Below are 12854 nucleotides of genomic sequence, written 5' to 3'. Positions count from 1 at the left end.
CCCAAGTATCACGTTTCTCAATTATTCCACCTCATTAGTATGGAAGCAAAGCCTTCTATTATAACATAAAAATAATTCTGCAAGAGGTCTAATATTTCCGAAGGCTACTGTATCACTATTGTTAATTGCAAGACCATTGATAGCATATGAGAATTGTGGGTACGGTTTGAGGGCAGTAGTAAACGCTCCGTTGCCGTTGCTAGTAAAGATGCCTTTACCTAAAGATGTCGTAGCAACAAAAGCTACTGTACCATTATCGTTGATGGGTCCACCACCGATACCGAAGAAGTCCTTATTATCCCTATTATTAACGATTGATGTAAAGGTAAAGTTGGCAGCTTGTGCTAAGTTAACGTCTATCGTCATTAGACTTAGGAAAGTACCAGCTATAGCAGCTAAAAATTTTGGACAACTATTCATGTCAATAATTGCTTACTGCATTGGTTTTTTTGACCAAATTACTTTATCAGAAAGGTAGACATATCGTCTATGTTCCGACCGGAATAAAACGGCGATGTCTCTAACATCGAGTCCAGCAACATAGCATTCTTACTGGCCAAACCAATCAATATTAAGTAGATGGATCTAAATAAATATAAGATAGTTTGTCATTGCGTAGTCCAAAGGATAATCTGTTCACCTTGGTTTTTGCCAGGAGAAGGGTATGAAGTGTTCGCGCCTTGGTCTTTAAGAGTTGCGATCGCAAAGACTGAGATTGCAACTTTACTAGACGCTACGTGAACACTCCACTGCCTTCTGTACCCTACGAGAAGGCTTACGCCAACGCAATGACATTTTATATTTAATTTCACCCAGCTACTTACTAAATCAATTTGATCGTAAACATCATTAGAAAATGGGTAGATAGAAATTGAGCATTACGTAGTTATCGATTGGTACAAATATTAAAAACTCCGACTACTCACTTCTTGCGGTGCAGGCTTGATGGGAGCGCCATTGGTTAAGCTGAGAATACCGGAAACAACAATTTTGTCCCCAGCTTTTAGTCCTTGGATAACTTGATAACTATTCCCCTGAATAACTCCCAATTTCACGGGCTTTTGTTGAGCTACTAAAGATGCTGCTTCAGCTTTAGGCTTTTGTGCCGATGCTTCAGTATTAGGCTTTTGTTCTGGCGCTTCAGCCACAAATACAAAAGTCTCCCCACCCAAGCGAGATATTGCTGTAACTGGAATTAAAATTCCTGGATGTTTGTTCCAGATCACTCTGGTTTGCACTGACTGAAGATTAAGCAGTCGATTTCTCAAATTGCCAAAGTTGGCTTTCACCAAAACTGTCTGCGAATCTAAACTAGCATTTGGAGAAATAAAACTGATCTTACCCGTTACTGTGGGTAGGCCTTGGGCGTTCAGCATTTGCACAGGTAAACCCAAGCGCAACTTTTTGGCTTGACTTAGCGGAATGGATATATTCAGGTCTAAAGAGTCGTTTTTGGTCAATGTGGTGAGTTGATCCCCTTGTCCTACATACTGTCCTGGCTTGACTGGGATATTACCAACAATACCTGTGAAAGGAGCTAGGACTTTTGTGTATTGCACTTGGACTTGAGCCGACTGGACTTCAGCCGCTGCTTGGTTTACTTGCGATCGCCCTTGAGCAATATCTTCTGGGCGGTTGCCGTTCACCTGTTGCTTATAGAATTGTTTCTGTTGTTCTAAGGCAGCACCTAGCTGCTGGATATTAGCAGTTCTGTTTTTGCGGAGTTGCTCTAAGTTTTTCTGGGCTGCAACCACCGCTGCTTCAGCACTAGCTTTGTTTTTGACGTATTCATCTAGGGTATCTTGGGAAGTTGCCCCTTGTTTTGTTAATTCTGCGTATCGCTTTGCTCGTGCTTCTGCTAGTACTTGATCGGATTTGGCGGAATTAACTTGAGCTTCAGCCTGCTGAATTTGCTGTGGTAGCGATCCAGATACGGCATCTTGATATTTTGCTTGGGCCTGATCTAGTTGGGCTTTGGCTTGGGAAACTACTTCTGTTCGAGTCCCTGCTTTGAGTTCGGCAAGATTTGCCTGTGCTTGTTCTAGTGCTGCTTGTTTTTGTCGTAGCAGGGCTAGGGCATCATCAATTTCTAGGCTAATAATTACTTGCCCTTGTTGAACACGATTGCCCTCTTTGATAAAAATCTGGCTAATTCGCCCTCCAATCTGTGGTTTGATTGGTACAGAGAGTGGAGCCTCTAAAGAGCCAATAAACTCCGAACTGTCCTGCACAGTTTCAGTTTCCACTCTTGCTAGCTTAACGGAAACTGCCGGTTGAGGAGCTGCTCCAGCACCCTCTGCTGCATTGCCATTACGAGTTTGCCACCAGCGCCAACCAAAACCAACACCTGCAATTAACAGGATAATTCCCAAGATTAGAGGCCAACGCCGCTTTCGAGGTGGCTTAGGCGATCGCTCTGGTATTGGTCGCAACTCTTGACTAGAATCATTAACAGCAGGCTGTTCTATTTCAACGGGAAGGGGAGACTTAGGGAACTCAGAATCGGACATCTTCGGTTTCTCCTCTTGTGGATTTAGACTTGGGCAATCTACTTTTGGCTAAAAAAGCATTGTTTAAATAGTTTTTAGCTCTTTTTTTTTGATGTTGGTGACAAATATATATTTGGGTATTTGGCGATCGCTCACGATGTCTAGCACCTAAAACAAACAAATATCGTTCAGCACATTCTAGTTAATTTGTACATTTCCTAACTCCGATAATTTATTTATACGAATGATTTATCAAATTATTTTAGGCAGTATAAACCCTGTATTTTGCTCCGAGAGAAAGCACCGTTCAATGTCCGGTTGATCTTGTTTGAGGCAAATTAACAGAACCTCCTGTCTCCTTCAAGGACTGTAAAGCGATCGCTTCGGTAATCACAGCAGCTAGTAGTTGCTCTTTGTTCTGAAAGTGATGAAATAAAGTCGCAGAAACACAAGCAATTTCTCGCACTGTGGCTGCGGTTAAACCTGCTGTTGCAAACATTTAGTTGCTGACTTTATCAAGTGTGCATGAGTTTGTGCCGTCCTTGATGCTAAGTTTTCCATGAGCATTTGCTTACACATGTAAGTGCTTGCTTGCATTATAACCACATAGTAGACAAGATTGATATAAGATAAACATGAGTTTATCTCTCTTTAGTAGTAGTGAATATTGATCTTAGGGAAGAGAAGAGTAATGGAGCGATCGCTGATTAATTCAGCTTTATTAAGCAAGTTTAGGAGTTTCATCGAGTTATTCTCACTAAGAAACAGGTGCAATCAGTGTTCTCTAATATATATTCCTCTTTTTGACTAATCTTAACTTCCTACACTTAGGTCACCCGATCGGTTGATTTTTAACTCACCCAAATGGGTGATTTAATTTTCCCTAATTAGGGTTTTGTATGTATAGCCGAGCCAGCAATGCCCAATGCCCTGTTTGCCCAATGCCCCATGCCCTTCAACCATCCACAACTGATTTTTTAGAATCCAATTTCGGCAAGATTCCCACAGTTGATTTTCGATTAGCAAGAATATGAGAAAAGAGCCACTCATAGCGATCAAGTGCTTGCTCCAAGGAATAGTTTTCTTCGGCAAACTGTCTTCCTGTGTGACCTAGCCTCGCCCCAAGAGCAGGATTAGCATATAAATCATGCACCGCAGCAGCCATTGCATCGGGTGATTCTGGCTCAACAATTATCCCACCACCACTGAGTTGGATTGCTTTAGCAGCAGTACCAGTGGCAGGAACTGAACCCACAATCGGCCGACCACTCGCCAGCAGTAGTGGTATTTTTGAAGGCATATTGAACGAAATCACATTGCGCTTTTGCACAATCAGCCCTACATCAGATGCTGCTAGCATTTCGGGTAGTTTTTCTCGCGACTGCAACGGTAGCAGCAAAACATTATCTGCTCCATTTAATAGACAATATTCCTGCAACCTTTGCAATGCTATTGATTCGCCAACGATGACAAAGACAATATCCTTGATATGACGTAAGCAAAGTGCTGCTTCTATTACTGTTTCTAAACCTTGCGTTAGAGCAATATTGCCCGAATAAAGTACTACGAATTTACCATCGAGTTGATGGCTAGATATCCAGGAGTTGTTCTCTTTCGGTAAAGGGCGGATGAAATTTACATTTACCCAATTGGGAATACAAACGATTTTATTAACAGGTACTCCTTTATTCACTAAATTCTCACGAAATCCATCGGCGATGACACTAATAGTGTGTGCAGTCCGATATGCAAATTTCTCTAGGGCTGCAAGAGTTCGGATCATCCACTTATTTTTCAATAGCCCAATACGCACGGCAGCTTCTGGTAGAATATCTTGCACATTCAGAACTACGGGGCAGTCGTATAACCAACCAAATATTGTTGCTGGTAACGTAGCTAGTAGAGGCGGAACTGTTAAGATAATCACATCGGGGCGTCTACCTTTAAACGCTTGGGGTAAGCTCGTAAAAACAAAGCTCAACTCGAGTAACAGCCGATCTACGAGGTTAGGTTTAGACTTAATTCGGAGGTAACTTCGTTGAATGGTGACACCATTTTTTTGTTCAGTAACGTACCATTTACCCCGATACTCATCGTAAATTTCCCGCTGAGGATAGTTGGGCATTCCGGTAATTACCCGCACTTGGTGACCTCGCTTTACTAGTCCTTCTGCCAATTCAGTCATTAAAGGAGCAATTCCAATCGGCTCTGGATGATAATTGTAGGAATAGATCAGAATGTGCATGAGCTATTTGTGAATTTCGTGAAGACAGCCTGAGATGAGCGGATTTCTTGCTAATTTCAATACGCGCTGCTACTTTTATTACTTAATTTCAGTTCTGAGCAGGTTATGATTTTTTGAAATCACAATTGCAATCAAGACTATTTAAAACTTTTTATGGTGAATTTTAAGAGTTATCAATTATTAATTATTAGTTATTAGTTACCAATTAGCAGTGTTCACTGATAATTGTTGACTAATTTAAGTTTCTTACCATACGTATAAGAAGTTTTCACTAATTTTAAGAAGGATACAGAATCAATATAGTAAGGGATTCAGACACACCACTTTTTTACAAAGTTTAGATGCCTGCGGCAAGGCGCAAAGCGCTTACGGAGGAAGCCTCTGCTCTGACTTTGCGCTAATTGTAGAGACCAAATTTTAAATTTGGTGAGGGACTGAAAACCGTTTATTCAGACGCTCGCGGACTCGCTAATGCTGCGCTATCTGCGAGTCACACAGAATTAAATTGGATAATTCTAGCTAATGACTCCTGAATTCTGTTTTGTTAAAAGTGAACTTAATGCTTAAATTTACACTTAGGGAATTGTAGCATTATATTTAATCTCGTGCATGAAACCCACATTCCAGCTTGTAAAGTGGCACATGAAGTATTTTAACCAAGTCATCAGTATTGAATTTATTAGTCAGCATTTCACTTTTTTGAGTAGTTCAAAGGCATTAACTTTTCAACACTAGCTTCCTGCGTAGCTTCATATTTGAAGCTGTTAGCGGAGAAAAAAACTGCGATGCATCGCAACATCACCTTGCCAGTTAACTTTAATTCAACAGCTTGAGCCGAGTTGTTAGCAGCAGCAGCGATGTTTGCGGTGGTCACTGAGCGGCTGTTGAGCGCAGCGTCTTGTAGAGAAGTGCGGACTATTGGGCGTCGCAACTGTAAAAGTAGCACTGATTGCTGTGATAGTAGCCATTTTGGCGAAAATCTTTTTCGAGCAAAGATGATACATAGTTATAGATTCACAAGAAGCATCCAAACTCTAGTTACCGTAAAAATCACGAGCGATCGCTTGATAATAACTGATAAAGTTGAGCTACGCAAAGTTGAAAACAGTGTCCTATGCCTGGGTTTCTATTAGAAGTTGGTACAGAAGAACTACCTGCAAGTTTTGTCAGTGATGCTTTATTGCAATGGCAAGAGCGCATTCCCCAAAGCCTGCAAGCAAACAGCCTCAAGGGCGAAAGTGTCCAGGTGTACGGTACTCCCCGCCGTCTGGCGGTATTGATTAGAGGTCTACCATCTCAGCAACTAGACCGAGAAGAAGAAATTAAAGGGCCCCCCGCCCAAGCCGCCTTTAAAGATGGTCAGCCGACAGCAGCAGCAGCAGGCTTTGCCAAAAAGCAAAGTGTGCAACTGGATGCGCTGTTTGTTCGCCCTACTGACAAAGGGGAATTTGTCTTTGTGCAAAAAAGAATTCCCGGTCGTCCTGTGGCAGAAATTTTGACAGAACTTGTACCCCAGTGGATTTGGGGTTTAGAAGGTAAGCGGTTGATGCGTTGGGGGAATGGGGATGCGAGGTTTTCCCGACCAATTCGCTGGCTAGTAGCTTTGTTAGATGAAACGGTGCTGCCTCTAGAATTAGTGAATGGCTCTAAAACGATCCAGAGCGATCGCATTTCTCAAGGTCATCGTGTCTTGCATCCTGAACCTGTGACAATTGCCCAAGCGACTGATTATGTTGACACCCTTGATCGTGCCTCTGTCATCGTTGACTCAGAAGAACGAGCAAATGTTATTAGAAAGCAAGTAGAGGCAGTAGTACAGAATTTAGGCGGGTATACAGTAATTTACCCCGATTTATTAGAAGAAGTAACCAACCTTGTAGAACATCCTTCCGCAGTTGTTGGAAAATTTGAACCAGAATTTTTGGAATTACCGACTAAGGTAATTACTGAAGTCATGGTTACTCATCAGCGTTATTTCCCTGTATTCAAACCAGATAGTTTTGATCAAGAATTATTGCCCAATTTCATCACCATTTCTAACGGTGATCCCAAGAAATCAGATATTGTTGCTGTAGGGAATGAAAAGGTAATTCGTGCCAGATTAGCTGATGGCAGATTTTTCTATGAAGCTGATTTAACTAAGCCAATAGAAAGCTTTTTACCCCAGTTAGAAAAAGTCACTTTTCAAGAAGAATTGGGTTCGTTGCGTGCCAAGGTAGATAGAGTAGTTAAGATTGCCGAGCGAATAACCAGCCAATTAGAATTAGAAGAAGACCAAAGCCAAAGAATCCAACGTGCAGCTTTATTATGTAAAGCAGATTTGGTTACCCAAATGGTGTATGAATTCCCAGAATTACAAGGGATAATGGGAGAAAAATATGCCTTAGCCAGTGGTGAAGATGCCGAAGTAGCAAAGGCAATTTTTCAACATTATTTGCCAACGGGAGCAGGTGATATTTTACCCGAAACACTCACAGGTCAAATTGTCGGCTTGGCAGATAGATTAGATACCTTGGTGAGTATCTTTGGTTTAGGTTTAATTCCCTCTGGATCGTCTGATCCCTTTGCCTTACGCCGGGCTGCTAATGCTGTAGTTAAAATTACTTGGTTTTATAATTTGCCGATAAATTTAGAGAATTTATTGGAGCAGATAGCAACAGATTTTGCAGTTAAATATCATAAAGACCAGATATTATTAACCGCAGCATTACAAGAGTTTTTCTTACAACGTATCCGCACTTTACTACAAGAAGAAAAGAAAATTGATTACGACTTAGTAAATGCTGTTTTGGGTGACAATGACCCAGAATATACAGAACGGACGTTAAAGGATTTATTGGATGTACGCGATCGCGCCTTATATCTACAACAAATCCGCAACGACAGTACCTTAGATAACATCTACGAAACCGTTAACCGTTCCACACGATTAGCCGCCCAAGGTGATTTGGATACAAAACAGCTAGAACCGACAGCCGTAGTTCGTCAAGAATTATTCCAAAAGCCCTCTGAGGTAGCTTTGTATAATGCCTTAATCGAATCAGTACCGCAAACTCAAGCAGCACAGCAGACACGAAATTATCAACTGTTAGTAGCAGCACTAGCAAAAATTGCTCCGACAGTTAGTAACTTCTTTGATGGCCCAGATAGCGTTCTAGTTATGGACTCCGATCCAGAAGTTAAGCGGAATCGATTACATCTGCTAGGATTAGTTCGCAATCATGCCCGTGTTCTAGCTGATTTTGGTGCGATCGTTAAAAATCTGTAGCGTAGGTCAACAAAAAGTTGTGTAATTTTTGCCGATAGACGCTACTATAGGGAGTGCTTAACCAGGGACTCTGCTGCAATCTATGCCTAGAGCTACTGTAATTGGATTAGGAAAGTCCGGTGTTGCTGCGGCAAGATTGTTGAAACGGGAAGGTTGGGAGGTAGAGCTAAGTGATGGCAACACCTCCGAAACCCTCCTGCAACAACAACAACAACTCGCTGCCGAGCAAATAACCGTTAAACTAGGCCAATCCCCAGAATTGAATGGTGCTAATTTACCCCAATTAATAGTCGTTAGTCCTGGCGTGCCTTGGGATATTCCCGTATTAGTTGAGGCACGCGAATTAGGTATTGAAACCATTGGGGAAATGGAACTCGCTTGGCGAAATTTGCAAGCGCTACCTTGGGTAGGAATTACTGGCACTAATGGCAAAACTACTACCACAGCTTTAATTGCTGCCATTTTCCAAGCAGCAGAATTAGATGCGCCCGCCTGCGGTAACATTGGCTACGCCGCTTGTGAAGTTGCCCTATCTTGCAGCACAGGGACAGAAACTCCAATCCAAAATCAAAAATCTAAAATCCAAAATTGTATTGATTGGGTGATTGCAGAAATTAGCAGCTATCAAGTAGAATCTTCCAGTTCTCTTGCACCCCGTATCGGTGTTTGGACGACTTTCACGCCAGATCATCTTAGTCGCCATCAGACTTTAGAGAACTATTACAACATCAAAGCCAAGCTATTACGTCAGTCCGAGTTGCAAGTGTTCAATGGCGATGATGCCTACTTGAGCAAGTTAGGTATAAGTGCTTGGCCTGATGCCTATTGGACAAGTGTGAGAGGAAAAGATTTCCTGATTAGCGAAAAAGGCTTTTACATCGAAGACGACTGGGTTGTAGAAAAGTTGAGTGCAACCTCTGCACCAGAACCGATTGTGAAAGTATCCACTTTGCGGATGGTAGGAGAACATAACCAACAAAATCTCTTGATGGCAGTAGCAACGGCAAGATTAGCCGGAATTAGCCGTGATGCGATCGCACTTGCAATTCGAGAATTTCCTGGCGTTGCTCATCGTTTGGAGCATATCTGCACTTGGGAAGGTATTGATTTCATTAACGATAGCAAAGCCACTAACTACGATGCTGCGGAAGTTGGTTTAGCATCCGTGAAAAGTCCAGCAATTTTAATTGCTGGTGGAGAAGCCAAAGCAGGTGATGATACTGGCTGGCTAGCAAAAATTCACTCCAAAGCTGCTGCTGTATTATTGATTGGCTCTGCTGCACCCGTATTTGCCCAACGCCTCCAAGAGGTGGGTTATTATTCTTACCATATTGTGGAAACTATGGAAAGGGCAGTTCCGAGAGCAGCAGAATTAGCTAAGGAGTATCAAGCGCCTGTGGTGTTGCTATCTCCGGCTTGCGCGAGTTTCGATCAGTTCCCGAATTTTGAGGTGCGGGGCGATCGTTTCCGTCAGTTGTGCCTTGATTGGGCAAAAGCAAAGAAGCTTCAATACAACTCGATTCTTTCATCCCCTCTGCCTTAGCTCATTCACTGTGTAGCTGCAAGTCACATAGTGAATGAATCATGTAAAATTATTAACAATTTTTGTATTTGGTAGCAAATAGCTGTATTCTACACAGCTGATAATACTGTGCAGCTAGGAGAGATTTATGAAATTAAAAATGGTTACAGCTTGGCAATATGTAAATAAAAATTTTGTTTTCTCAAAAAATATTATATTTTTGGGGTTGGCACTTTTGTTAATTTTAGGTTTTAGTACGGTTGTAAACTTCATACCATTGGCTCAACCTGCTACAGCTCAAGTGCCGCCACTCTCAACCACTATTCCACGTTATGCCGTAACTGCTGAATTTGGTAGAGATAGACCAGGTAGCGACTACTACCGATTTGCGACTTCAGCATACGCTTCAATTTGCCAGCAGTCTTGTATTGATGATAGCAGGTGTAATGCTTATACTTATGTTCGACCAGGAGTACAAGATCCTAATGCTATTTGTTATTTAAAATCTGTAGCACCAGCATCAAACCCAAATGGAGACTGTATATCTGGTGTGAAATTGTAAGCGAAAAGTGCGGTGCGAACTTCCGCCACAGTGTATTAAGAGGATTGTTTAGTGCTAATTTAGTGATTTCCTATAATTATATTTTGATGTAGTTTGCAACTTCAACCTCATGAGCGATGCTTGTAGGTTTAGGAATAGGTAAATCATCTTCTAGCATTCCTTCTAGATGAAATTCAATAGCTTCTGCAATCATTTGCTTGACTTCTTCTAAAGTTTCACCCACAGCGACACAACCTGGCAAATCAGGGACATAAGCGCCGTAGCTAGTTTCTCCCTTTTCAATCACAACTGTATAATGCATCAGTCTTCCTCCAATTGAGCTTGTCTCCAGATATTTTTAAGAGTACCAATTGGCACATCCACATTTGGCTTACCAGACACTGTTACAGTACTGGGTTTATCAGGATGTTTGAACTGTTGATGACTACCTTTAGTTCTGGCAAGATACCAACCATCAGCTTCTAGTCGTTTGATAACTTCGCGTACTTTGCTAATACTTATCTGTAGAGTCTAAATTTCTGTTACAGATATCGTTAATTGAGAAGTCAAAAGTCAATCAGATTTCCTATTTTCGGGAAATTTCCTTATTTGGGGAATATTTTATCGGGTGCGTAAACGAAGTGTAACGCACCTTTCTACTGGAAACGCAGCCCAATCAAACCGTTGAGGCAGTTGAGTTTTTAGCGATGCCTGTGATAGTTTAGAAATAAATTGGCTCGAAAACGCTTCAAGGTAAGTCGCCAGCGTTAAAACTTTGCTGTAAAAACAGCAAGGTTATTATTTATGTCTAGCGACCTCGTAGCGCATGAAGACTTGAAAGTGCAAAATATGGTCAGCTAGACGCAGTTTTGTCAAAAAAGATACTTTTGCAAGCGGCATGTTGATTTTTTATCTCTCTTCACAATCTCCAGATTGGTAAAGTGAATAATCAAACTTTTCCAGAGCTACATTCCCTCTCTCACAGATAAAATTTATATATGAACGCTACACAAGAAAAACTAAAAGTTCAGCTTGAACAGGCAATAGTTGCGGCTTTTGGCGCTGACTTCGCTGGAGTAGATCCAATTTTGGTTTCTGCTAGCAATCCTAAATTTGGTGATTATCAGGCGAATGTGGCTTTATCCCTGAGTAAAAAGAAAGGATTGCAACCAAGAGCGATCGCACAAGCGATCGTTGAGAAACTAGATGTATCCGAAATCTGCGAACCGCCAGAAATCGCTGGGCCAGGATTTATCAATCTAAAACTGAAAACGGTATATTTAGAAGCCCAACTCAATGCGATTCAAACTGATCCCCGGTTAGGAGTTCCAGCTGCAAAAACGCCTAAGCGGGAAATTGTGGATTTTTCTAGTCCAAACATTGCCAAAGAAATGCACGTTGGACACTTGCGTTCTACAATTATTGGTGATTCCATCGCCCGGATTTTAGAATTTCAAGGACACGATGTCTTACGGTTAAATCATGTGGGTGATTGGGGTACACAGTTTGGAATGTTAATCGCCTATCTCCGGGAAGTTTACCCAGACGCGCTTACCACGGCTAATGCTTTAGATATTGGTGATTTAGTCTCTTTTTACCGCAAAGCTAAACAGCGGTTTGATGCCGATGCAGCTTTTCAAGAAACAGCACGACAAGAAGTTGTAAGATTACAAACAGGTGCAGAAGATACACTCCATGCTTGGAAATTGCTGTGCGAACAGTCGCGGCGAGAGTTTCAAATAATTTATAACTTGCTAGATGTCGAGATAATTGAACGGGGTGAATCTTTCTACAACTCCTTACTATCTGGCGTTGTGGAAGATTTAGAAAAATCTGGCTTACTGGTAGAAAATCAAGGGGCAAAATGCGTTTTTCTAGAAGGATTTACAAATAGAGAAGGTGAACCTTTGCCCTTAATTGTGCAGAAATCAGATGGTGGTTATAACTACGCCACAACAGATTTAGCATCCCTCCGCTACCGAATTCAGCAGGATGAAGCAAAGCGGATAATTTATGTAACAGATGCTGGACAAGGAAACCACTTTGCTCAAGTTTTCCAGGTAGCACGCAAAGCTGGGTGGATTCCCGATGATGTGGAATTAGTGCATGTTCCCTTTGGGTTGGTGTTAGGAGAAGATGGTAAAAAATTAAAAACTCGTTCTGGGGATGCTGTGCGGTTACGGGATTTATTAGATGAAGCTGTTTCGCGTGCCCATGCTGACCTAAAAACTAGATTACAGGAAGAAGAACGCCAAGAAACTGAAGAATTTATTAATGAAGTTGCTAGAGTAGTTGGGATCAGTGCAGTTAAGTATGCAGACTTAAGCCAAAACCGCACCAGTAACTACATTTTCAGCTACGACAAAATGCTGGATCTCAAAGGCAATACGGCGCCCTATATGCTGTATGTTTATGCGCGGATTCAGGGGATTAGCCGCAAGGGTGATATTAACTTTGAGGAGTTGGGAAACAATGCTGTCTTGTTGCAGCATGAAACAGAATTAACGCTGGCAAAATATTTACTTCAACTGGATGAAGTTATTAGTAATGTAGAGCAAGACTTGCTACCTAATCGTTTATGTGAGTATTTGTACGAACTGAGTAAAAAGTTTAATCAGTTTTATGACCGCAATCAGGGAGTTCAGGTGTTGGATGCACAGGAACCGCAGCGAACATCTCGCTTGGTTTTATGTGATTTGACTGCTAGAACCCTGAAGTTGGGACTATCTTTATTGGGAATTCAGGTATTGGAGAGAATGTAATATATTTTTTTAACGCAAAGGTATGCT

The 12854-nt window shown here is 41.7% G+C and carries 11 protein-coding genes and 1 pseudogene; 5 read left to right on the top strand and 7 right to left on the bottom strand.

Annotation, left to right across the window (positions count from 1 at the left end; all coding sequences use genetic code 11):
- Positions 1-21: 21 nt before the first annotated feature.
- The 5 genes from V7K21_RS14060 to V7K21_RS14040 form a co-directional block, all read right to left on the bottom strand.
- On the bottom strand, positions 22-366 hold the full coding sequence (locus tag V7K21_RS14060; protein WP_335175168.1) for a hypothetical protein: 345 nt from the start codon (positions 364-366) through the stop codon (positions 22-24).
- Positions 367-905: 539 nt separating this feature from the next.
- A complete protein-coding gene (locus tag V7K21_RS14055; RefSeq protein WP_335175166.1) occupies positions 906-2510 on the bottom strand; it encodes an efflux RND transporter periplasmic adaptor subunit in 1605 nt (534 codons plus the stop codon).
- Between the two features lie 286 nt (positions 2511-2796).
- Positions 2797-2988 (bottom strand): TetR/AcrR family transcriptional regulator, encoded by a 192-nt coding sequence (locus tag V7K21_RS14050; protein WP_335175164.1) that lies wholly within the window; start codon positions 2986-2988, stop codon positions 2797-2799.
- 456 nt (positions 2989-3444) lie between these two features.
- Entirely contained in the window at positions 3445-4734 is a 1290-nt protein-coding gene (locus V7K21_RS14045; protein ID WP_335175162.1) for a glycosyltransferase family 4 protein, read from the bottom strand.
- A 691-nt stretch (positions 4735-5425) separates the two neighbouring features.
- Positions 5426-5680, bottom strand: coding sequence for a hypothetical protein (locus V7K21_RS14040; RefSeq protein WP_335175160.1), 255 nt, complete (start codon positions 5678-5680; stop codon positions 5426-5428).
- A 168-nt stretch (positions 5681-5848) separates the two neighbouring features.
- Between V7K21_RS14040 and glyS the strand changes: the two genes are divergently transcribed.
- The 3 genes from glyS to V7K21_RS14025 all read left to right on the top strand — a co-directional run bounded on the left by glyS (position 5849) and on the right by V7K21_RS14025 (position 10086).
- The gene (gene glyS, locus V7K21_RS14035) at positions 5849-8002 is read left to right on the top strand and encodes a glycine--tRNA ligase subunit beta (RefSeq protein ID WP_335175158.1); all 2154 of its coding nucleotides are present in this window, start codon (positions 5849-5851) and stop codon (positions 8000-8002) included.
- Positions 8003-8084: 82 nt separating this feature from the next.
- Positions 8085-9545, top strand: a complete 1461-nt coding sequence (murD, locus tag V7K21_RS14030) for a UDP-N-acetylmuramoyl-L-alanine--D-glutamate ligase (protein ID WP_335175156.1) — start codon at positions 8085-8087, stop codon at positions 9543-9545.
- A gap of 127 nt (positions 9546-9672) precedes the next feature.
- Entirely contained in the window at positions 9673-10086 is a 414-nt protein-coding gene (locus tag V7K21_RS14025) for a PAN domain-containing protein (protein WP_335175154.1), read from the top strand.
- A gap of 76 nt (positions 10087-10162) precedes the next feature.
- Here the strand turns inward: V7K21_RS14025 and V7K21_RS14020 are convergent, their stop codons facing one another.
- Together V7K21_RS14020 and V7K21_RS14015 are read right to left on the bottom strand one after the other, a co-directional pair.
- Positions 10163-10387, bottom strand: a complete 225-nt coding sequence (locus tag V7K21_RS14020) for a type II toxin-antitoxin system HicB family antitoxin (RefSeq protein ID WP_335175152.1) — start codon at positions 10385-10387, stop codon at positions 10163-10165.
- The gene (locus V7K21_RS14015; RefSeq protein ID WP_335175174.1) at positions 10387-10560 is read right to left on the bottom strand and encodes a type II toxin-antitoxin system HicA family toxin; all 174 of its coding nucleotides are present in this window, start codon (positions 10558-10560) and stop codon (positions 10387-10389) included. The genes V7K21_RS14020 and V7K21_RS14015 overlap by 1 nt, the downstream gene beginning before the upstream one ends.
- 225 nt (positions 10561-10785) lie before the next feature.
- Between V7K21_RS14015 and V7K21_RS30720 the strand changes: the two are divergent.
- A pseudogene (locus tag V7K21_RS30720) lies at positions 10786-10920 on the top strand (RNA-guided endonuclease TnpB family protein); the annotation flags it as partial.
- A gap of 143 nt (positions 10921-11063) precedes the next feature.
- Positions 11064-12827, top strand: coding sequence for an arginine--tRNA ligase (argS, locus tag V7K21_RS14010; RefSeq protein WP_335175150.1), 1764 nt, complete (start codon positions 11064-11066; stop codon positions 12825-12827).
- Positions 12828-12854 lie beyond the last annotated feature (27 nt).

It is taken from the genome of Nostoc sp. (assembly GCF_036919595.1).
Classification (GTDB): Bacteria; Cyanobacteriota; Cyanobacteriia; order Cyanobacteriales; family Nostocaceae; genus Nostoc.
Note: the sequence above shows the minus strand (reverse complement) of the source record. Positions and strands in the feature narration are given on the sequence as shown.